At 71.5% G+C, this 20,412-nt stretch carries 22 protein-coding genes; 1 reads left to right on the top strand and 21 read right to left on the bottom strand.

What is annotated here, in order from left to right; genetic code table 11:
* Positions 1-4: 4 nt before the first annotated feature.
* The 15 genes from nuoK to ABTW95_RS10875 all read right to left on the bottom strand — a co-directional run bounded on the left by nuoK (position 5) and on the right by ABTW95_RS10875 (position 14,310).
* The gene (gene nuoK / locus ABTW95_RS10945; RefSeq protein WP_396446302.1) at positions 5-304 is read right to left on the bottom strand and encodes an NADH-quinone oxidoreductase subunit NuoK; all 300 of its coding nucleotides are present in this window, start codon (positions 302-304) and stop codon (positions 5-7) included.
* Entirely contained in the window at positions 301-1,206 is a 906-nt protein-coding gene (locus ABTW95_RS10940) for an NADH-quinone oxidoreductase subunit J (RefSeq protein ID WP_500226176.1), read from the bottom strand. The genes nuoK and ABTW95_RS10940 overlap by 4 nt, the downstream gene beginning before the upstream one ends.
* Positions 1,203-1,838, bottom strand: a complete 636-nt coding sequence (gene nuoI, locus ABTW95_RS10935; RefSeq protein ID WP_396446300.1) for an NADH-quinone oxidoreductase subunit NuoI — start codon at positions 1,836-1,838, stop codon at positions 1,203-1,205. The genes ABTW95_RS10940 and nuoI overlap by 4 nt, the downstream gene beginning before the upstream one ends.
* Positions 1,825-3,168: an NADH-quinone oxidoreductase subunit NuoH gene (gene nuoH, locus ABTW95_RS10930; protein ID WP_396446299.1), complete on the bottom strand. Its 1,344-nt coding sequence runs from the start codon at positions 3,166-3,168 to the stop codon at positions 1,825-1,827. Before nuoH ends, nuoI begins: the two co-directional genes overlap by 14 nt.
* On the bottom strand, positions 3,165-5,630 hold the full coding sequence (locus ABTW95_RS10925; protein WP_500226175.1) for an NADH-quinone oxidoreductase subunit G: 2,466 nt from the start codon (positions 5,628-5,630) through the stop codon (positions 3,165-3,167). Before ABTW95_RS10925 ends, nuoH begins: the two co-directional genes overlap by 4 nt.
* A complete protein-coding gene (gene nuoF, locus ABTW95_RS10920; protein WP_500226174.1) occupies positions 5,627-6,925 on the bottom strand; it encodes an NADH-quinone oxidoreductase subunit NuoF in 1,299 nt (432 codons plus the stop codon). Before nuoF ends, ABTW95_RS10925 begins: the two co-directional genes overlap by 4 nt.
* Positions 6,922-7,704 carry an NADH-quinone oxidoreductase subunit NuoE gene (gene nuoE, locus ABTW95_RS10915; RefSeq protein ID WP_500226173.1) on the bottom strand — a complete coding sequence of 261 codons (783 nt, stop codon included), beginning with the start codon at positions 7,702-7,704 and terminating at the stop codon, positions 6,922-6,924. The genes nuoF and nuoE overlap by 4 nt, the downstream gene beginning before the upstream one ends.
* Positions 7,701-9,047: an NADH-quinone oxidoreductase subunit D gene (locus ABTW95_RS10910; RefSeq protein ID WP_500226172.1), complete on the bottom strand. Its 1,347-nt coding sequence runs from the start codon at positions 9,045-9,047 to the stop codon at positions 7,701-7,703. The genes nuoE and ABTW95_RS10910 overlap by 4 nt, the downstream gene beginning before the upstream one ends.
* A complete protein-coding gene (locus ABTW95_RS10905) occupies positions 9,044-9,790 on the bottom strand; it encodes an NADH-quinone oxidoreductase subunit C (RefSeq protein ID WP_396446294.1) in 747 nt (248 codons plus the stop codon). The genes ABTW95_RS10910 and ABTW95_RS10905 overlap by 4 nt, the downstream gene beginning before the upstream one ends.
* Position 9,791: 1 nt before the next feature.
* Positions 9,792-10,337, bottom strand: coding sequence for a NuoB/complex I 20 kDa subunit family protein (locus ABTW95_RS10900; protein WP_396446293.1), 546 nt, complete (start codon positions 10,335-10,337; stop codon positions 9,792-9,794).
* Between the two features lies 1 nt (position 10,338).
* Entirely contained in the window at positions 10,339-10,698 is a 360-nt protein-coding gene (locus ABTW95_RS10895) for an NADH-quinone oxidoreductase subunit A (protein WP_500226171.1), read from the bottom strand.
* 169 nt (positions 10,699-10,867) lie between these two features.
* Entirely contained in the window at positions 10,868-12,124 is a 1,257-nt protein-coding gene (locus tag ABTW95_RS10890) for a geranylgeranyl reductase family protein (RefSeq protein WP_500226170.1), read from the bottom strand.
* Between the two features lie 136 nt (positions 12,125-12,260).
* Positions 12,261-12,962 carry a demethylmenaquinone methyltransferase gene (locus ABTW95_RS10885; RefSeq protein ID WP_396446290.1) on the bottom strand — a complete coding sequence of 234 codons (702 nt, stop codon included), beginning with the start codon at positions 12,960-12,962 and terminating at the stop codon, positions 12,261-12,263.
* A gap of 56 nt (positions 12,963-13,018) precedes the next feature.
* On the bottom strand, positions 13,019-13,276 hold the full coding sequence (locus ABTW95_RS10880; protein ID WP_396446289.1) for a DUF4229 domain-containing protein: 258 nt from the start codon (positions 13,274-13,276) through the stop codon (positions 13,019-13,021).
* A 47-nt stretch (positions 13,277-13,323) separates the two neighbouring features.
* Positions 13,324-14,310: a threonine ammonia-lyase gene (locus ABTW95_RS10875; protein WP_396446288.1), complete on the bottom strand. Its 987-nt coding sequence runs from the start codon at positions 14,308-14,310 to the stop codon at positions 13,324-13,326.
* A gap of 247 nt (positions 14,311-14,557) precedes the next feature.
* On the opposite strand from ABTW95_RS10875, the gene ABTW95_RS10870 reads away from it, so the two are divergent.
* Positions 14,558-14,761 carry a BldC family transcriptional regulator gene (locus ABTW95_RS10870; RefSeq protein WP_021593176.1) on the top strand — a complete coding sequence of 68 codons (204 nt, stop codon included), beginning with the start codon at positions 14,558-14,560 and terminating at the stop codon, positions 14,759-14,761.
* Between the two features lie 132 nt (positions 14,762-14,893).
* On the opposite strand, the gene ABTW95_RS10865 is transcribed toward ABTW95_RS10870, so the two are convergent.
* The 6 genes from ABTW95_RS10865 to ABTW95_RS10840 all read right to left on the bottom strand — a co-directional run bounded on the left by ABTW95_RS10865 (position 14,894) and on the right by ABTW95_RS10840 (position 20,377).
* Positions 14,894-15,160 (bottom strand): hypothetical protein, encoded by a 267-nt coding sequence (locus tag ABTW95_RS10865; protein WP_396446287.1) that lies wholly within the window; start codon positions 15,158-15,160, stop codon positions 14,894-14,896.
* Positions 15,161-15,195: 35 nt separating this feature from the next.
* Entirely contained in the window at positions 15,196-16,173 is a 978-nt protein-coding gene (locus tag ABTW95_RS10860) for a hypothetical protein (protein WP_500226169.1), read from the bottom strand.
* A 176-nt stretch (positions 16,174-16,349) separates the two neighbouring features.
* Positions 16,350-17,336: a c-type cytochrome biogenesis protein CcsB gene (ccsB, locus tag ABTW95_RS10855; protein WP_396446285.1), complete on the bottom strand. Its 987-nt coding sequence runs from the start codon at positions 17,334-17,336 to the stop codon at positions 16,350-16,352.
* Positions 17,333-19,048: a cytochrome c biogenesis protein ResB gene (gene resB / locus ABTW95_RS10850; protein WP_500226168.1), complete on the bottom strand. Its 1,716-nt coding sequence runs from the start codon at positions 19,046-19,048 to the stop codon at positions 17,333-17,335. Before resB ends, ccsB begins: the two co-directional genes overlap by 4 nt.
* A gap of 1 nt (position 19,049) precedes the next feature.
* Positions 19,050-19,790: a cytochrome c biogenesis CcdA family protein gene (locus ABTW95_RS10845; RefSeq protein WP_500226167.1), complete on the bottom strand. Its 741-nt coding sequence runs from the start codon at positions 19,788-19,790 to the stop codon at positions 19,050-19,052.
* The gene (locus ABTW95_RS10840; protein WP_500226166.1) at positions 19,787-20,377 is read right to left on the bottom strand and encodes a TlpA family protein disulfide reductase; all 591 of its coding nucleotides are present in this window, start codon (positions 20,375-20,377) and stop codon (positions 19,787-19,789) included. The genes ABTW95_RS10845 and ABTW95_RS10840 overlap by 4 nt, the downstream gene beginning before the upstream one ends.
* Positions 20,378-20,412: the final 35 nt, after the last annotated feature.

Below are 20,412 nucleotides of genomic sequence, written 5' to 3'. Positions count from 1 at the left end.
CCTCTCAGTACTTCAGCAGGTTCGCGTCGTCGACCGACGAGGACCTGCGGGTCCGGAAGATGGTCATGATGATCGCCAGGCCCACCACGACCTCCGCGGCGGCCACCACCATCACGAAGAACGCGATGATCTGGCCGTCGAGGTTGCCGTGCATGCGGGAGAACGAGATGAACGCCAGGTTCGCCGCGTTCAGCATCAGCTCGATGCACATGAACACCACGATCGCGTTGCGGCGCACGAGGACGCCGAGCGCTCCGATGGTGAACAGGATCGCCGAGAGCGCCAGGTAGTGCCCCGGACTCATTGACCAGCCTCGCCTTCGTTCGCGCCGCCGCCCGCGGCCGGCGTCCCCGACTTCACGGAGCGCGACTCGGCGTCGGCCTCTTCGGCCTCTGCGGTGACCGCCTTGACCGCGGCCACGTCCTGTTCGAGCGCCTCCTCCTCGGTGCCGCCGTACAGGTCGGCGTGCCGCTCGGCGGTGTCGGTGCGGGCCGCGATGACCGGGTTGATCGACAGCTCCGACGGCGTGCCGTCCGGCAGCAGCGCCGGCATGTCGACGGCGTTGTGCCGGGCGTAGGTGCCGGGGCCCGGCAGCGGGCCCGGGTGCTCGCCGGTGAGGAAGCGGCCCTTGGACAGGTCCTTCTGCGTCTTCTTCGGCTCGGTGCGCTCCCGGTGCGCCAGCACCATCGCGCCGAGCGCCGCGGTGATCAGCAGCGCGCTGGTCGCCTCGAACGCGAACACGTACTTGGAGAACAGCAGTTGCGCCAGGCCGAACACGTTGCCCTCGGCGTTGGCCTGGGCGAGGCCCGCCGAGTCGTCGAGGGCGGCGTTGCCGATGCCCGCGGTCAGCAGGGCGATGAACCCGATCGCGGCGATCACGCCCCAGAAGCGCTGCCCCCGGATCGTCTCCACCAGCGAGTCGGTGGAGCTGACCCCGACGACCATCATCACGAACAGGAACAGCATCAGCACGGCGCCGGTGTACACGATCACCTGGACGAACGCCAGGAACGGCGCGTTCTGGATCGCGTACAGCGCGGCGAGGGAGAGCATCACGGTCGCCAGCAGCAGCGCCGAGTGCACCGCCTTCCGCATGAAGATCATTCCGAGCGCGCCGAGCACCGAGACGACGGCGAGCAGCCAGAAGAAGAACGGCTCGCCGGACTGCTTGTCCGCGACCTCGGCGGCGATGACGGCGGTGTTCATTCGCCCTCACCGCCCTTGCGGCGCTTCTCCGCCTTCACCGCGTTGTCGGCGCTCGCCCGGCCGCCGCCCTCGGACGGCACTCTCGGGGCCGAGGGCGTCTCGGCGGAGCCCGCCGCCTCGTCGGACTGGAGGCCGAGGCGGTAGTAGTCCTCCTCGGTGTCGCCGAGCCGCATCTCGTGCGGCGGCGCCTCCATGCCCTCGCGCAGCGGCGCCAGCAGCATCTCCTTGGTGTAGATCAGGCTCTCCCGGCTGTCGTCGGCGAGCTCGTACTCGTTCGTCATCGTGAGCGCCCGGGTGGGGCACGCCTCGATGCAGAGCCCGCAGAGGATGCAGCGCAGGTAGTTGATCTGGTAGGTGCGGCCGTACCGCTCACCGGGCGAGTACCGCTCGTCCTCGGTGTTGTCGGCGCCCTCGACGAAGATGGCGTCCGCCGGGCAGGCCCACGCGCACAGCTCGCAGCCGATGCACTTCTCCAGGCCGTCCGGCCAGCGGTTCAGCTGGTGCCGGCCGTGGAAGCGCGGGGCGGTCGGCTTCTTCACCTCCGGGTACTGGACGGTCTCGCTCTTCATGAACATCTGGTGGAACGAGACCCCGAACCCCTTGACCGGGTTCAGGAAATCAGTGAGACCCACTGGTGACCTCCTCGGAGGACGTTTCGATCGTGGCGGGCCGGGCGGCCGGCTCGCGGGCGCGGCCGTGGTAGTGCGGCGCGTCCAGCGGCGGCACCGGGAACCCGCCCGCGGCCGGGTCGGTCCCCTCGCCCTGGGCCGCGCCGGGGACGATCTCCTTCTCGTCCTCGCCGCCCCGGAGCATCTCCCACAGCACCGTCGCGACCAGCACGACCGCCGCCACCACCGCGGTGGCGATGGCGATCTCCCGGGTGTCGTAGCCCTCGCCGCGGAGGGCGCGGATCGCCGCGACCAGCAGGATCCAGCCGAGCGACACCGGGATCAGCACCTTCCAGCCGAGGCGCATCAGCTGGTCGTAGCGGACCCGCGGCAGCGTGCCGCGCAGCCAGATGAAGAAGAAGATGAACAGGAAGATCTTGATCAGGAACCACAGCACCGGCCACCAGCCGGAGTTGGCCCCCGCCCAGACGGTGGAGATCGGCGCGGGCGCGCGCCAGCCGCCGAGGAACAGCGTGGTGGCGAGCGCCGACAGGGTGGTGAGGTTGATGTACTCGGCGAGGAAGAACATCGCGAACTTCAGCGACGAGTACTCGGTGTGGAAGCCGCCGACGATCTCGCCCTCGCCCTCGGGCAGGTCGAACGGGATGCGGTTCGACTCGCCCATCATCGTGATCACGTAGATCACGAAGGACGGGGCCAGCAGCACCACGAACCAGGTGTCGTGCTGCTTGGCGACGATCTCCGAGGTGGACATCGAGCCGGCGAACATGAACACCGCGACGAACGACAGCCCCATCGCGATCTCGTAGGAGATCATCTGCGCGGACGAGCGGAGCCCGCCGAGCAGCGAGTACGGCGACATCGACGACCAGCCGGCCAGCACCACCCCGTAGATCCCCATCGACGACATCGCGAGGACCAGCAGGACCGCGACCGGCAGGTCGGTGCCCTGCAGCGCCGTCTGGTGCCCGAAGATCGACACCGTCGGCCCGAACGGGATGATGATGAACGAGATGAACGCCGGCACCGCCGCCATCACCGGTGCCAGGATGAACACCACCTTGTCCACCTGGCGGGGGATGATGTCCTCCTTCAGCGCCAGCTTGACGCCGTCGGCGAGGCCCTGCAGCAGGCCGAAGGGCCCGGCGCGGTTCGGGCCGACGCGCAGCTGCATCCGCCCGATGACGCGGCGCTCGATCCACATCGTGAGCAGCACGGTCACGACGAGGAACGCGAAGATGACGACGACCTTGCCGCCGATCAGCCACCACGGGTCTTTGCCGAAGTCCTGCAGCGACGGGTCGGCCGCCGGGGCAGCGGCGAGGGGACTCATTCGGTGCCTCCAGCGATCTCGGTCGCGGTCGCGAGCACCCCGCTCGCGATCTTGACGACGTCGCCCGCGGCCGTGCCCAGATCCCGGTAGAGGGCGCAGCCGGCCGAGTTCGTCGGCAGCCACACCACCCGGTCGGGCATGTCCGGGGTGATCTCCAGCGGGAGCGTCACCTCGCCGCGCGCCCCCGACACGGTCACCGCGTCGGTCGCGCCGATCTCCGCGGCCGTCGCGGGCGACAGCCGGGCGACCGCCGGCTTGGCGGTGCCCGCGAGGAACGGCTCCCCGTCCTGCAGGCGGCCCCGGTCCAGCAGCAGCCGCCACGTCGCGAGCAGCGCCTCGCCCTGCTCGGGGTGCGGCGGCAGCTCCTGCGCCACGTTGGGCGGCTCCGGGCGCTCGCCGCGGTAGGCGCCGAGCTCGGTGAGCTCGCGGCGGGCCGCCTCCGGGCCGGGCAGGCCCAGGTGGACGTCCATCTCGTCGGCGAGCGCGTCCAGGACCCGCAGGTCCGGCAGCTTCCCGGCCGACTTCAGCGCGATGTCGAACGGGCGGCCGCGGCCCTCCCAGTCGACGAACGTCCCGGACTTCTCCGCGACGGCCGCGACGGGGAGCACCACGTCGGCTCGGTCGGTGACCGCGGACGGGCGCTGCTCCAGGCTCACCACGAACGGGGTGGCCTCCAGCGCCCGCAGCATCGCCTCCGGGTCGGGCAGGTCGTAGGGGTCGACGCCGCCGACGAGCAGCGCGCCGCGCCGGCCCTGCGCCGCCGCCGCGATGATGCCGGCGGTGTCCTCGCCGGGCCCGGCGGGCAGCTCCGCGACGCCCCAGGTGCGGGCGACCTCGGCGCGCGCGGCGGGGTCGGTGACCGGGCGGCCGATCGGCAGCAGGCCGGGCAGCGCCCCGGCCTCGAGCGCGCCGCGCTCCCCGGCCCGGCGCGGCACCCACGCCAGCCGGGCGCCGGTGACCTGCGCGAGCCGGACCGCCGCGGTCAGCGCCCCGGGGCTGGTGGCGAGCCGCTCGCCGACGAGGATGACGGCGCCGGGCGTCTCCAGCAGCGTCCGGACGTCGGCGCGGTCGGCGTCCCCGATGAGGGAGCCGAGCGTCTCGGCCTCCGCGCCGGGCGGGGTCGGCAGCAGCGTGCCGCCGACCTTGGTCAGCCCGCGGGTCGCGAACGGGGCGGCGGCGTACACCGGCAGCCCGTTCTTGCGGAACGCCTTGCGGAGCCGCAGGAACACGATCGGCGACTCCTCCTCCGGCTCGAAGCCGGCGAGGACGACGACGGGCGCCTTCTCCAGGTCGGCGTAGGAGACCTCGATGGAGCGTCCCGCGACCGACGAGGCGAGGAACTGCGACTCCTCGTCCGACAGCGGCCGGGCCCGGAAGTCGACGTCGTTGGTGCCGAGCGCGACCCGGGCGAACTTGGCGTAGGCGTAGGCGTCCTCAAGGGTGACGCGGCCGCCGGTGAGCACCCCGGCCGAGCCGCGCGCCGCGGCGAGGCCCCGCGCCGCGATGGTCAGCGCCTCGGGCCACGACGCAGGCTCCAGCACCCCGTCCTCGTTGCGGACGAGCGGGGTGGTGAGCCGGTCCGGCTGCGTGGCGTAGGTGAACGCCCAGCGGCCCTTGTCGCAGTTCCACTCCTCGTTGACCTGCGGCTCGTCCCCGGCCAGCCGGCGGGTGACCTTCCCGCGCCGGTGGTCGGTGCGCAGCCCGCAGCCGGACGCGCAGTGCTCGCAGACGCTCGGCTGCGACACCAGGTCGAACGGCCGGGACCGGAACCGGTAGGCGGTGCCGGTGAGCGCTCCCACCGGGCAGATCTGCACCGTGTTGCCGGAGAAGTAGGAGTGGAACGGGTTGCCGTCGGCGGTCCCGACCTCCTCCTTCGCGCCGCGCGCGAACAGGTCGATGAACGGGTCGCCGGCGATCTGCTCGGAGAACCGGGTGCAGCGGGTGCACTGGATGCACCGCTCCCGGTCGAGGAGCACCTGGCTGGACAGCGGGATCGGCTTCGGCCAGGTCCGCTTGGTCCCGGTGAAGCGGGTCTCGCCGCGCCCGTTGGACATGGCCTGGTTCTGCAGCGGGCACTCGCCGCCCTTGTCGCAGATCGGGCAGTCCAGCGGGTGGTTGATGAGCAGGAACTCCATGATGCCGTGCTGGGCCTTGTCGGCCACCGGCGAGGTGAGCTGGGTCTTCACGACCATGCCCGGCATCACGGCGGTGGTGCAGGACGCCTGCGGCTTCGGCATCCCGCGGCCGTTGCCCGCGTCCGGGATCTCCACCAGGCACTGCCGGCACGCGCCGATCGGGTCGAGCAGCGGGTGCTCGCAGAACCGGGGGATCTGGATGCCGAGCAGCTCGGCGGCCCGGATGATCAGCGTGCCCTTGGGCACTTCGATCTCGAAGCCGTCGATGGTGCAGGAGACCATCTCCTCACGCTTCTCCACCGCCGACTTGTCGTCGGTGACGGTCACTTGGCACCTCCCCAGAGGGTGGACTTGGCCGGGTCGAACGGGCAGCCGCCCTGCTCGAAGTGCTGGAGGTACTCGTCCCGGAACAGCTTGATGGACGACACGACCGGGCTGGTGGCGCCGTCGCCGAGGGCGCAGAACGCGCGGCCGAGGATGTTGTCGGAGATGTCCAGCAGGGTCTCCAGGTCCTCGTCGGTGCCCTCGCCCGCTTCCAGCCGCGCGAACATCTGCTTGTACCAGTAGGTGCCCTCGCGGCACGGCGTGCACTTGCCGCACGACTCGTGCGCGTAGAACTCCGACCAGCGCTGGACGGCCCGCACCACGCAGGTCGTCTCGTCGAAGATCTGCAGCGCCCGGGTGCCGAGCATGGACCCGGCGGCGCCGACGGACTCGAAGTCCAGCGGGACGTCCAGGTGCTCGTCGGTGAAGATCGGGGTGGACGACCCGCCGGGCGTCCAGAACTTCAGCCGGTGCCCCCCGCGGATGCCGCCCGCCATGTCGAGCAGCTCCCGCAGCGTGATGCCGAGCGGCGCCTCGTACTGGCCGGGCCGCTTGACGTGCCCGGACAGCGAGAAGATCCCGAAGCCCTGCGACTTCTCGGTGCCCATCGAGGCGAACCACTCGGGCCCGTTCTCGACGATCGAGGGAACCGAGGAGATCGACTCGACGTTGTTGATGACGGTGGGTCCGCCGTAGAGGCCCGCGACGGCGGGGAAGGGGGGCTTCAGCCTGGGCTGGCCGCGGAACCCCTCCAGGGAGTCCAGCAGCGCCGTCTCCTCGCCGCAGATGTAGGCGCCGGCGCCGCAGTGCACGACCACGTCCAGGTCGTAGCCGGAGCCGAGGATGTCCTTGCCGATGTACCCGGCCTCGTACGCCTCTGCGACCGCCTGCTGCAGGCGGCGGATCACGTGCAGGACCTCGCCGCGCACGTAGATGAACGCCTGGTTCGACTTGATGGCGTACGCGCTGATGATGACGCCCTCGATGAGGACGTGCGGGTTCGCCATCATCAGCGGGATGTCCTTGCACGTGCCCGGCTCGGACTCGTCGGCGTTGACGACGAGGTACCGCGGGTTCGGGCTGGACGGCGGCAGGAAGCCCCACTTCATGCCGGTGGGGAACCCGGCGCCGCCGCGCCCGCGGAGGCCGGAGTCCTTGACGGCCTGGACGATCTCGTCCGGCTCCATCCGCAGCGCCTTGCGCAGCGCCCGGTAGCCGCCGTCGCGCTCGTAGCCGGCGCGGGTGAACGAGTCGGCCTTGTCCCAGTTCCTGGTGAGGACGGGGGTCAGCGTGGTCACTTGTTCCGTCCCTCCTGGCTGCCCGGCTTGACGTCGCCGCCGATGGGCTTTCCGGGCTCGTTCGGGGGCGGGTCGGTGACCTCGCCCGGCTTGACCGGCTCGTCGGGCCGCTCGCGGTCGGCGCCGGCGGGCGGCGCCGTCCAGCCGCGCTCCTGCGCGATCTTCAGGCCGACCAGCGACTGCGGCCCGGCCTGGACGCCCTCGCCGGCGAGCCCGTCCGGGAAGCCGGCCAGCACGCGCGACGCCTCCTTCCAGGTGGCGAGGCGGTTCGGGCCGCGGGAGGGCAGCACGTCCTTGCCGACCCGGAGGTCGTCGACGAGCTGCTTGGCCTTCTCGGGAGTCATGTTGTCGAAGAACTCCCAGTTGACCATCACGACGGGGGCGAAGTCGCAGGCCGCGTTGCACTCGACGCGCTCCAGGCTGACCTTGCCGTCCGGGGTGGTCTCATCGTGGCCGACCCCGCAGTGCGCGCTCAGCTCGTCCCAGATCTGGTCGCCGCCCATGACCGCGCACAGCGTGTTGGTGCAGACGCCGACGTGGTAGTCGCCGACCGGCTCCCGCTTGTACTGCGTGTAGAAGGTGACGACGCCCATGACCTGCGCGGGGGTGATGCCGAGCATCTCGGCGCAGAACTCCACGCCCCGCTGGGTGACGTATCCGTCCTCCGACTGCACCAGGTGCAGCATCGGCAGGAGCGCCGACCGCGGCCGCGGGTACCGGCCGATGATCTCCTTGGCGTCCCGCTCCAGCCGCTGGCGTACGTCGGGCTCGTATGTCATCGGTCCACTCCCCCCATGACCGGATCGATGCTGGCCACGGCTGCGATGATGTCGGCGACCATGCCGCCTTCGCTCATCGCCGGGGTCGCCTGCAGGTTGACGAAGGACGGCTCGCGGAAGTGCACCCGGTACGGGCGGGTGCCGCCGTCGCTGACCACGTGGGCGCCGAGTTCGCCGCGCGGCGACTCGATCGGCACGTACGCCTGCCCCGCCGGCACCCGGAAGCCCTCGGTGACCAGCTTGAAGTGGTGGATCAGCGCCTCCATCGAGGTGCCCATGATGTGCGCGATGTGCCGGGGCGAGTTGCCCATGCCGTCCGCGCCGATGGCGAGCTGCGCGGGCCAGCCGATCTTCTTGTCCTCGATCATGACCGGGCCCTTGACCGCCTGCAGCCGCTCCAGGCACTGCTCGACGATCTTCAGCGACTCCTCCATCTCGTCCATCCGGACGAGGTAGCGGCCGTACACGTCGCAGGTGTCCTGCGTCGGGACGTCGAACTCGTAGGTCTCGTAGCCGCAGTAGGGCTGCGACTTGCGCAGGTCCCACGGGAGGCCGGTCGAGCGCAGCACCGGGCCGGTGACGCCGAGCGCCATGCACCCGGTGAGGTCGAGGTACGCGATGTCCTGCGTGCGCGCCTTGAAGACCGGGTTCTCGTCCAGCAGCTTGCGGAGCGCCTGGATCCGCTTCGGCATCCGGTCGAGGTAGTCGCGGATCTTGCTGGTGGCGCCGCTCGGCAGGTCCTGCGCGACCCCGCCCGGCCGGACGTAGGCGTGGTTCATCCGCAGCCCGGTGATCTCCTCGAACAGGTCGAGGGTGTACTCGCGCTCGATGAACCCGTTCAGCATCACGGTCGTCGCGCCGAGCTCCAGCCCGAACGTGGCGATCGCGACCAGGTGCGAGGAGATCCGGTTCAGCTCCATCATCATCACGCGGATGATCTGGGCCCGCTCGGGGATCTTGTCCTCGATGCCGAGGAGCCGCTCCACGCTCAGGCAGTACGCCGTCTCGTTGAACAGCGGCGCCAGGTAGTCCATCCGGGTGCAGAACGTGGTGCCCTGCGTCCAGGTGCGGAACTCCATGTTCTTCTCGATGCCGGTGTGCAGGTAGCCGATGCCCACCCGGGCCTCGTTCACCGTCTCACCGTCGAGCGTGAGGATCAGCCGGAGCACGCCGTGCGTGGACGGGTGCTGCGGACCCATGTTGACGACGAGCCGCTCGTCGCCCAGGTCCTCGGCGGCGGAGACGACCTTGTCCCAGTCCTGCCCGCCGACGTCGAAGACCTTGCCCTCGGCCGCCTCCTCGGCGGCGTACGCGTCGTACTCGGTGTACTTCGTCGAACTCATACGTACGACCGCCTTTCGTCCGGCGGCGGAATCTCCGCTCCTCGGTACTCGACGGGGATGCCGCCGAGCGGGTAGTCCTTGCGCTGCGGGTGCCCCACCCAGTCGTCGGGCATCTCGATGCGGGTCAGCGCGGGGTGGCCGTCGAAGACGATCCCGAAGAAGTCGTACGTCTCGCGCTCGTGCCAGTCGGCCGTCGGGTAGACCGGGACCAGCGACGGGACGTGCGGGTCGGCGTCGGGGCAGCTCGCCTCCAGCCGGACCCGCCGGTTGTGCGTGATCGACAGCAGGTGGACGACGGCGTGCAGCTCGGCGCCCTCGTCCTTCGGGTAGTGGACGCCCGACACGCCGGAGCAGAGCTCGAAGCGCAGCGACGGCTCGTCCCGCAGGGTCTTGGCGACCTCGCGCAGGCGCTCGCGCTTGACGTGGAAGGTCAGCTCGCCGCGGTGCACGACGACCCGCTCGATCGCGTCCCCGAAGTCGGGGTAGGCACGCTCCAGCTCGTCGGCGATCTCGTCGAACTCGCCGGGCTCGGCGGCGCCGCCGGGCCCGCCGTACGGGCGCTGCGCCGACACCTTCGGGCTCTGCCGGACGACGAGGCCGCCGTAGCCGGAGGTGTCGCCGGTCGTCTTCGCGCCGAACATGCCCTTGCGGACGATCGGCTGCTCGCGGCGGTCCTCCTCGGCGTGCGCCGGGAGCTGGTCGGCGGCCTGCTCGGCCTGCTGCTCGGGGTGCTGCGAACTCATGTCAGGCCCCCTGTCCGAGCAGCGGCAGCCGACGGCGCTTCGCCTCTTCCAGCTCGGCGATCTGCTTCTCGCGCTGCGCGCCGAGCTTGGTGTTCTGGATCTTGTCGTGCAGCTTCAGGATCGCGTCCAGCAGCATCTCCGGCCGCGGCGGGCAGCCGGGCAGGTAGATGTCGACCGGGACGATGTGGTCCACGCCCTGCACGATCGCGTAGTTGTTGAACATGCCGCCGGACGAGGCGCACACGCCCATCGCGATGACCCACTTGGGCTCGGTCATCTGGTCGTAGATCTGCCGCAGCACCGGCGCCATCTTCTGGCTCACCCGGCCCGCGACGATCATCAGGTCGGCCTGCCGCGGCGTCGCCGAGGCGCGCTCCATCCCCCACCGGGAGAAGTCGTGCCGGGGGTCGCCGGTCGCCATCATCTCGATCGCGCAGCAGGCGAGCCCGAACGTCGCCGGCCACACCGAGCTCTTGCGCGCCCATCCCGCGACCTGCTCGACCGTGGTCAGCAGGAATCCGCTCGGGAGTTTCTCCTCTAGACCCATGTCAGTCCCACTCCAGACCGCCGCGCCGCCAGATGTAGGCGTATGCGACGAGCACGGTGACGATGAAAAGAACCATCTCGACAAGGCCGAAGAGCCCCATCCGGTCGAAGGCGACCGCCCAGGGATAAAGGAAGATGATCTCAATGTCGAAGACGATGAACAGCATCGCCGTCAGGTAGTACTTGATCGGAAATCGTCCGCCGCCGACGGGCTGGGGGGTCGGCTCGATGCCGCACTCGTAGGAGTCCAGCCTGGCGCGGTTCCACCGCTTCGGGCCGGTGAACGCGGCCATCAGCACCGAGCCCGCGGCGAAGACGAAGGCGAGCACACCGAGCACGATGATCGGAATATAGAGATCCATATCCCTACGACCTCTCCTCGGGACGTACGACGCTGTACGGGACGGGCCGGCCGCGGCCCGCCACCCTAACCAAGGTGATCAATAGCGCTCCCCTCAGGGGCTCGGGTAATGCACTGTAGTCCGCTCACCTGCGGAAGCTTGAATCCGATCGGCCGCGCCGCCCGTCCGTTCATGCCGCCGGCGCCGCCTTCCGCATCGCGTTGATGACCCGGTCCATCGCGTCCCCGCCCTTGGGGTCGGTCAGGTTGGCCAGGAGCTTGAGGGTGAAGCGCATCAGCGTCGGGTGCGGCAGGCCGTGCGACGTGAGGAACTTCATGACGCGCGGGTCGCCGATCGCCTGCACGAACAGGCGGGCGAGGGTGAAGTAGCCGCCGTGCTCGTCCTTCAGGATGCGCGGGTACTCGTAGAGCGTCCGCTCGCGCTGCGCGGGGGTGCGGCGGGCGAGCGCCTGCACCGTGATGTCGGCGGCCAGCCGGCCGGACTCCAGCGCGTAGTCGATGCCCTCCCCGTTGAACGGGTTGATCATGCCGCCGGCGTCGCCGACGAGCAGCATCCCGCGGGTGTAGTGCGGCTGCCGGTTGAAGCCCATCGGCAGCGCCGCGCCGCGGATCTTGGAGGTCGCGTGCTCCTCGTCGAACTGCCAGTCCTCCGGCATCTGCGCGCACCAGCGCTTCAGCATGCCGCGGTAGTCGACGCTCTGGAACGCCTTGCTGGTGTTGAGGAGGCCGAGCCCGACGTTGGACGTCCCGTCGCCGACGCCGAACACCCAGCCGTAGCCGGGCAGGAGGCGCTCGCCGTCCCACAGTTCGAGCCACGCCTCCATGAAGTCGTCGTCGTGGCGCGGCGTCTGGAAGTAGCGGCGGACCGCGACGCCCATCGGGCGGTCCTCGCGGCGCCGCAGCCCCATCGCGAGCGACAGCCGGGTCGAGTTGCCGTCGGCGGCGACGACCAGCGGCGCGCGGAACTCGACCTCCTCGCCGTCGAGCCGCGCGGTGACGCCGACGATGCGGTCGGTGCGGTCGTCCAGGATGGGACCGGTCACGTTGCAGCCCTGCAGGAGCTGCGCGCCGGCCTTCGCGGCGTGCTCCGCGAGCAGCTGGTCGAGGTCGGTGCGCTTGCGGACGAGCCCGAAGTCGGGGAACGACGCCAGTTCCGGCCAGGGCAGCTCGACCTTGACGCCGCCGCCGTAGATGCGCAGCCCCCTGTTGCGCCCCCAGCCCGGGTCGTTGAGGTCGACGCCCATGCCGATGAGCGCGCGGACGGCGCGCGGGGTGAGCCCGTCGCCGCAGATCTTTTCCCGCGGGAAGGTGGCCTTCTCCAGCAGGAACACGTCCAGGCCCGCCTGCGCGAGCCAGTAGGCGGTCGACGATCCGGCGGGGCCTGCCCCGACGACGATCACGTCCGCGTGTCGGGTGGAGTCGGTCACGGCGTTCCTCTTTAAGCTCGTTCGCTTGTGAAGCACTTCACAAGGATCCGACAGGGGAGTCTATTCCTTTATCACGACTGGTGGGTACTTCCGGGTCGGTCTGAGTTTGGACCGGTCCGGCCACCGGCCGCGGCGGTCAGCCGGGGTTGACGGCGTGGTGCAGCGCGGCGACGCCGAACGTGAGGTCGCGCCAGCGGACGCCGCTCCACCCCGCGTCCTGGATGAGCCGCGCCAGCGCGGCCTGGTCGGGCCAGGCCAGCGTCGACTCGGCGAGGTAGCGGTAGGAGTCGGGATTGGAACTGACCCGCGCCAGCAGCGGCAGCCCGTACCGCAGGTGCGCCCGGTGGCCGAGCGCGAGCAGCGCGTTCGGCGGGTGGCTCACCTCGCAGACGAGCAGCCGGCCGCCCGGCCTGGCGACCCTGCGCAGCTCGCGCAGCGCCTTCCCGGTGTCGGCGACGTTGCGCAGCCCGAAGGAGATGGTGACGGCGTCGAACGAGCCGTCCGCGAACGGCAGCCGCAGCGCGTCGCCCGCCACGAAGCGCAGCCGCCGCACGCCCGCCTGCCGGCGCACCCCGACGCGCAGCATGCCCAGGGAGAAGTCGCAGGCGACCGTGTCGGCGCCGATCTCCGCGAACGGCACCGAGGACGTGCCCGTCCCGGCCGCGAGATCGAGGACGCGCTCGCCCGGTTTCACCTCCAGCGCCCGGACGACCTCCCGGCGCCACCGCCGGTCCCGCCCGCCGGTCATCAGCGTGTTCAGCAGGTCGTACCGCTCGGCGGTGCCGTCGAACATCGCCGCGACGTCGGCGGGCTGCTTGTCGAGTGAGGCGCGGGTCATGCCTCCACCCTAGAAGGAGGCGCGGTCCGCCGCGCGCACCGCCCTCGCCGCCGGAGCTACTCGGCGCCGGGGCGGACCCCGTCCTCCTTGGTGACGGCCTTCTCGAACCTCTCCCGCTGGGCGCGGAAGCCGCGGGTCACGGCGGCGGACATGCGGTCGCGCTGCGCGGACAGCAGGACGTAGCTCACGATGCCGCTGATCAGCAGGGCCAGCAGCACGAGCAGGAAGCCGCGGGCGCCGAACAGCGCGAGGACGCCCGCGGTCGCCGCGAAGATCGCGAGCCGCGCGACGGTGTAGAGGATGACGGAACGCATGGCACTTCGAGGTTAACCCCGGTCCCGCGCGGCCTCTCCCCGGGGTGCTACTTCAGGACGTCCAGGAAGAGGGCCGGGTCCACGTTGCCGCCGGAGAGGATCGAGACGTAGGCGGCGCCCTCCGGGAGCTCGCCGCGGCGGTAGAGGTAGGCGGCGGTGGCGACGGCGCCGCCCGGTTCGGCGATCAGGCGGGCCTCGCGGGCGAGCCGGCGCATCGTCAGGCGGATCTCGTCCTCGGTGACGGTGACGACGCCGTCCACGTGCGCCCGCATGTGCGCGAACGGGAGGTCGCCGACCCGCTGGACGCGGAGCGCGTCGGCGATGGTGCGGCCGGTCTTCTCCGCGTCCCAGGAGACGGGGCGCCCCGCGGCCATCGAGTCGCGGGCGTCGGCGGCGAGCTCGGGTTCGACGCCGATCACCTTCGCCTCGGGGCGCAGCGCCTTGACGGCGGCGGAGACGCCGGCGATGAGGCCGCCGCCGCTGATCGGGACGAGCACGACGTCGACGTCCGGGCGGTCCCGGACGATCTCCAGCCCGGCGGTGCCCTGCCCGGCGATCACCCGCGCGTCGTCGTAGGGCGGGATCATCGTGAAGCCGTGCGCGGCGGCGAGCTTGCCGGCGGTCTCGGCGCGGGCCTGCGCGGTCGGCTCGACGTAGACGACCTCGGCGCCGAGCGCGATGCACCGCTCGACCTTCACGCCGGGCGTCGTGTGCGGCATGACCAGGACGGCCTTGATGCCGAGGGCGCGGGCCGCGTAGGCGACGGCCTGCGCGTGGTTGCCGCTGGAGTGCGTCACCACCCCGGCCGCGCGCTCGGCCTCGGTGAGCGAGGAGATGGCGGCGTAGGCGCCGCGCACCTTGAACGCGCCGATCGGCTGCAGCGACTCGGCCTTCACCAGCAGCGCGGGCTCGCCCTCGCCGCCGGACGGGGGGACGGGGTCGCGGGGGAACGGGACGAGCGGGGTCCGCACGGCGACGCCCGCGATGCGCTCGGCGGCCCGCTCGATCTCCGGCAGCGAAACTAGATCGGACATGGTCTCGAAGACTACTTCGGGCGCCGCGGAGGGGCGCGCGGGAGCGCGTTTCCGCCGTGACATGGCAGGTCAAACGGGGTCAGCGTGCCCGCTGTGCCGCGGGTTGCGAACACTGAGCGCGATCGCTCCTGCTCGGGAAACTACGGTCAGTGATCTTTTCCGAAAACAAGGGAGAAATCGGTCTTGACCCGCCACACTGTTAAACAGTCCACCCGCGCCGAGAGCGGGACAAAGGGGGAGAGAAAACGTGGAGAGCACGAGCGAGCGCCTGCTGACCCCAGGAGAGGTCGCCGCCCTCTTCCGGGTCGATCCGAAGACGGTCACCCGGTGGGCCGCCGCGGGCCGGATCAGCAGCATCCGCACTCCTGGGGGCCACCGGCGCTTCCGCGAGTCCGAGGTGCACGCGCTGCTGCGCGGCGAGGAGCCCGTCGCCGAGCATTCGGCCCGCTGACGAGGCTCTGGCCGCCCGGACCGCCGCGCCACGGACCGGTCCCTCCAGCCGGGCGGCCGGGGCATCGCACCCGACCACCGCCATGCCGGCCGGCCTCCCTGAACGGCCACCTGACCGGGGACGTTCCCGCGCTCAGCCCTCCGCGTCCCCCTTCCACTCCTCGAACCGGCGGAGCAGGTCCGCGTCCTCGTCCCGCCAGCGGCGCCGCCTGTCCTCCAGTTCCTCCTCGGTGAGCGACTCGCGGAGGAGCCGGTCGTAGTCGGGGTCGCCGGGGCCGATCTCGACGTAGGCGTCGGCGATGATCCGTCCCTCGCGCGCCTCCGGCCCGGACTCGTCCGCCGCGGAGACGACGCTGTGCGGAACCCGGAGCGTGCCGTCGGGGAGCCGGATCACGTACATCGTCGATCACCCTCGCCGTCTGCCATCGCGGTGTCCTAGATCCCGTACCTGCGGTTGAAGAAGAGCATGACCTCGAGGGCCGTCCTGATGTTGCCGGCGAGCATATCCACGAGCGCGGGCCGCTGCCGGGACGAGATCGCGGCGAACGCGTCGGCGAAGAACTCGCGGCGGCCGAGCGCGTCCGGCTGCCGGTGGAACGCGCTCGCCAGGTGCGGCCGGCACTCCTCGTAGAGCTTGCGGAACGCGGGGCTGTCGGACGTCCACTCGCCGTCGTCGCCGTCGATGTCGTCGAGGGCGTGCCCGACCTCGTGCAGCATCACGTCCGGCGTCGGGGACGGCCGGTCCCCCACGACGATCTTGCGGTCGCCGTACGCGCCGGCGCAGATGTCCCAGGTGGCGCGGCCGGACGGCAGCGGGCGGTCGCGCAGGTGCCCCATGTCGTCCAGCTGCGGGACGCCGCCGGGCCCCACGTAGATGCCGTCCAGCCCGGCCGCGAGCTTCTCCTTCAGCGGCTCCGGCAGCGACGCGAGGCTGTCCACGGCGCCGATGACCTCGGGCGTCGGCGGCCCGTCCCGCACGTCCCACTGCCGGTACAGGACGCTCTCCAGCACCCCGCAGTTGCGCCGCCCGTCGGCGGCGTGCGGCATGCCCGGCGGGTACGGCTCGACGCGGACCCGGTCGTCGTCCAGCTCGAAGTCGCGCCACGAGTAGTCGCCGGCGCGCGGCCGCCCGGGGCCGCGCGGCCGGAACCTGCCGGCGAAGCGGCCGTTCCCGGCGGCGGCGTCCACCGCGTCCGGGCCGTTCACCGCGAAGTCGTCGTCGCGGCCCGCCTTGCGGAACCGGCCGAACCGGTCGCGCGGCTGGTTGCTGCGCGGCCGCACCTGCCCCGAATCGGGCGGGGACGGGGCGTAGGCGATCTCGTCGCGGACCGCGTCGGCCCTGAACCGGCCGCCGCGCGGCGCCTCCCGGGTCCGCTGCTCCCGGGACTTGCGGTGGACGCCTTTGAAGCGCATCGGGCTCCTCTGTCTGCGGGCCCCGTGGACGTCGAGCGGCGCACACGCCGGACCGGGCCCCCGGAGGCAGGGTAAGCCGGAACCCGACACGCCGTCATCCCCCGTGGTAACGCTCGCCCCCTCAGGCGTGCTCATCCAAGGGAGGGCGAACCGCCGCGCCCCTCGGCTCGCTCCGCTCACGCATAGGAGTGCAGCCCCGAGAACATGTAGTTCACCCCGAAGAAGTTGAACATCAGCGCGGCGAACGCGATCAGCGACAGGACCGCCGCCTTGCGGCCCTTCCAGCCGGCGGTGGCGCGGGCGTGCAGGTACGAGGCGTAGATCACCCAGGTGATGAAGGACCAGATCTCCTTGGGGTCCCAGCCCCAGTAGCGGCCCCACGCCTGGTCGGCCCAGATCGCGCCCATGATGATCGCGGCCGTCCAGATCGGGAAGGCGAACGTGGTGACCCGCATGGACAGCCGGTCGAGGCTCTCGATGCCCGGCAGCCGGGCCAGGACGCCGCCCTCCGCGACGCCGCCGCGCGACTCGGCGCGGTCCTTCACCAGGTAGAGGATCGTGGCGGCGCCCGCGACCGTGAACGAGCCGGTCGCGATGATCGCGGCGGTGACGTGCAGGGCGATCCAGTAGGAGTTGAGCGCGGCGGTGACCGGGCCGACCGAGTCGTAGAGCCAGATGTTGGCGACGCCGAGCGCGATGACCGCGGCCAGCATGACGAACGCGCCGAGGAACCGCGCCCGGTACCGGAGCATCACGACCATGAACGCGGTGACGGCCGCGAACGAGATGGCGGTGAGGAACTCGTACATGTTCCCCCACGGCCACCGGTCGGCGGCGAGCCCGCGGGTCGCCAGGACGCCGAGGTGCGCGCCCCAGCCCAGCACGTTCAGCAGGACGGCGAGGTTGGCCCAGTCGATCCGGGGGCGCTCGCTCTCGTCCTCCTCCGCCTCGCCGGCGCCGGCGCCGGCCGCGGCGGTCTCGGCGCCGGCGGCGCCCACCAGGACCTTCGCCTCCGCCTTCTCCTCCGCCTTCTCCGCCACGGCCGCCTCGCGGCGGCGGCCGAAGCCGAGGTCGGCGGCGTAGGCGACCATCGCGACGATGTACAGCACGACGGTGGTCAGCATGAGCTTGTCGCTCAGGTTCGCGAGGTCGGCAGTGCTCACCTCGTCACTCCTTCGGTTCGGGGGCCGACCCGTCCTTCCTGATCGGCGTCGGGATCGCTCTCGCCTGGTTCGGGGCCGGGCTCTGGACCGGGCTCTGGACCGGGCTCAGGGCCGGGCCCGTCCTCCGGGTCCGGCTCGTCCTCCGGACCGCGCAGCGCGGCCACGATGTCGTCGAACTCCGAGGTCGGGTTCCCCAGCGTGAGGCCGCCGACCTCCACCACCGTACGCCCGCCCTCTCCGGCGCTCGCACGGACCCACACCCTGCGCCGCCGCACCATGAACGACGTCGCCACGCCGAGGACGGCGAGGATGGCCGCGATCAGCGCGGGCATGCGCCCGGGGTCGTGGTTGACCGACAGGCTCGTCCACTCCTTGAGCCCGTCGAAGGTGATCGAGCCGGCGCCGCCGGGCAGCTCGAACGTCTCCCCCGGCTCCAGCAGCTTCTGGCCGCCCTTGACGGGCTGGAGCGTCTTGCCGATCCCCTCCAGCTTGTAGACCGACTGGGGGGTGCCGGAGTCGAGCCCGATGTCGCCCTTGAACGCGGTGATCGTGACGACGGGGCGGAGCGGCGCGGGGAACGCCGAGACGATCTGCCTGCCGTCCTCGCTGGCGGTCGCGGTCGGCCACAGGATCGCGTAGAAGGCGAGCTGGTCCGGCTGCGCGTCGGGCACCTTGATGACGCCCTCGGACGTCAGGTTGCGCCGCTCCATCTCCAGGAACGGCACGGAGTCCTGGAAGGCGACGTTGCCCTTGGCGTCGCGGACGGTGAACACCGGCGCGTACCCGTGGCCGAGCAGGTACACCTTCGCGCCGCCGACCTTCAGCGGATGGTTGATCTTGAGGTCGTAGCGCCGCTCCGCGGCGTCCGGGGCCGTGCGGTAGCGGATGCGGGCGTCGAAGTCGGTGCCCATGCCGCGCTTCTCGCCCCGGGTCTCGTACTTCGCCTTGAAGTCGTCGAGCGTGATGGTGAACGGGGCCAGCTCCCCGCCCCGGAACGCCCGCCCCGGCTGGAACTGGTCGTACAGGCTCAGCGAGTTGGCGAACGTCTTGCCCTCCATCAGCAGGACGTTCCCCCGGTAGCCGAACAGGTTGCCGAGCCCGAGCGCGAACAGCAGCGCCAGCAGCGCCAGGTGGAACAGCAGGTTGCCGGACTCGCCCAGGTAGCCCTTCTCGGCGGACGCGGCGCCGCCGGAGACGTCCACCCGGAACCGGCGCCCGCGCAGCACCGCGCGGGCCTCGGCGAGGACGTCCTCGGGCGGCGCGTCGGTCTCGTACTCCGCGTGCTGCGGCAGCCGGCCCAGGTTGCGGGGCGCCGCCGGCGGGCGGGCCCGCATCGACCTGTAGTGCTTGACCGCACGCGGCAGCACGCAGCCGGCCAGCGAGACGAACAGCAGGATGTAGATCGCCGCGAACCAGGGCGCGGCGAACACGTCGAACATGGAGAGCTTGTCGAGCCAGGGGCCCAGCGTCCGGTGCTCGTCCAGGTAGGCGACGACCTTCTCCGGCGCCTGGCCCCGCTGCGGCAGGACCGACCCGGGCACCGCGCCCAGCGCGACGAGGAACAGCAGGATCAGCGCCGTGCGCATCGTGGTCAGCTGGCGCCAGGCCCAGCGCAGCCAGCCGAGCGGCCCGATGCCCCGGGGACGCGGCACCTCTTCGGGCGCCTGCCGCGCGGCGGGCGCCTCGGTGCCGGTTTCCGTTGTCTCAGTCATCTCAAATCACCGGTTCGAAGCCGCTGATCCACGACTTCAGCTCGATCGTCAGGTTCCCCCACAGGCCGCTCACGAGCAGCACCCCGATGAGGACGAGCATCCCCCCGCCGACCCGCATGACCAGGGGGTAATGGCGCTTCACGGCGCCGAACGCGCCGAGCGCCCTGCGGTAGGCGATCGCGGTGAGCACGAACGGAAGGCCGAGTCCGACACAGTACGCCAGCGACAGCAGCGCGCCCCGCGCCGCGCTCGCCTCGGTGATCGCGAGGCCCTGCACGGCGCCGAGGGTCGGCCCGATGCAGGGGGTCCAGCCGAGCCCGAACAGCACGCCGAGGAGCGGCGCGCCGGCGAGCCCCGCCGCCGGCAGCCGCCCCGATTTCACCGTCCGCTGCAGGCCGGGGACGAAGCCCATGAACGCGAGCCCGAACACGATCGTGACGGCGCCGAGGACCCGGGTGATCGTGTCCTGGTACTCCAGCAGCCACCGGCCGAGGCCGCCGAAGACCACCCCGTAGCTGACGAACACGGCGCTGAAGCCCGCGATGAACAGCAGCGCGCCGGCGACGAGCCGCCCGCGCCGCTGCTCGGCGAGGTCGGCGCCGGTCATCCCGGTCACGTACGACAGGTAGCCGGGGACCAGCGGCAGGACGCACGGGGAGGCGAACGAGACGAGCCCGGCGAGGGCCGCCAGCGGCGCCGCCGCCACCAGCGACCCGCTGACGACCGTCTCGTTGACGCTCACTTCTCCTGGACGACCTTGGCGACGAGGGGGTTCAGCTTGGAGTACGTCGTCGCGCCGATCACGCGCGCTGCGACGCGGCCCCGCCGGTCGAGGACGAGCGTGCTCGGGATCGCGCTCGGCGGGACCTCCCGGAACGCCAGCGTGACCCGGCCGTCCGCGTCGAACAGGCTCGGGTAGGTGACCTTGAACTTGCGTTCGAACGCCTTCGCGTTGGCCTTGGAGTCCTTGAAGTTGACGCCGACGAACTCGACGCCCTTGCCCTTGTTCTCGGTGTAGACCTGCTCCAGCGACGGCGCCTCGCCGCGGCACGGCGCGCACCACGACGCCCAGAAGTTGACGACGACGACCTTGCCCGTGAGGTCGGACAGCTTGAACGGCTCGCCGTCGAGGCGCTCCCCGGTGACGTCCTGCACGCTCTTGCGGTCGGCGGGCGCGTACCGCGTCACGTTCCCGTCGCCGCTGATGAAGCGGTTGTCGCCGCCGTCCGGCCCGCTGCCGGCGGCGCCCGTCCCGGCGCAGCCGGCGAGGAGCCCGCACAGCGCGGCGGCGGCCGCGGCGATGCGCAGCGGGGAGATTCGGGGGCTCAACGGACCCTCCTACTACTACAGGACGTAGTACACAA

The sequence above is a fragment of the Spirillospora sp. NPDC127506 genome, assembly GCF_040302145.1.
Lineage (GTDB): Bacteria > Actinomycetota > Actinomycetes > Streptosporangiales > Streptosporangiaceae > Spirillospora.
This window is presented reverse-complemented; position numbering and strand designations above follow the sequence as displayed.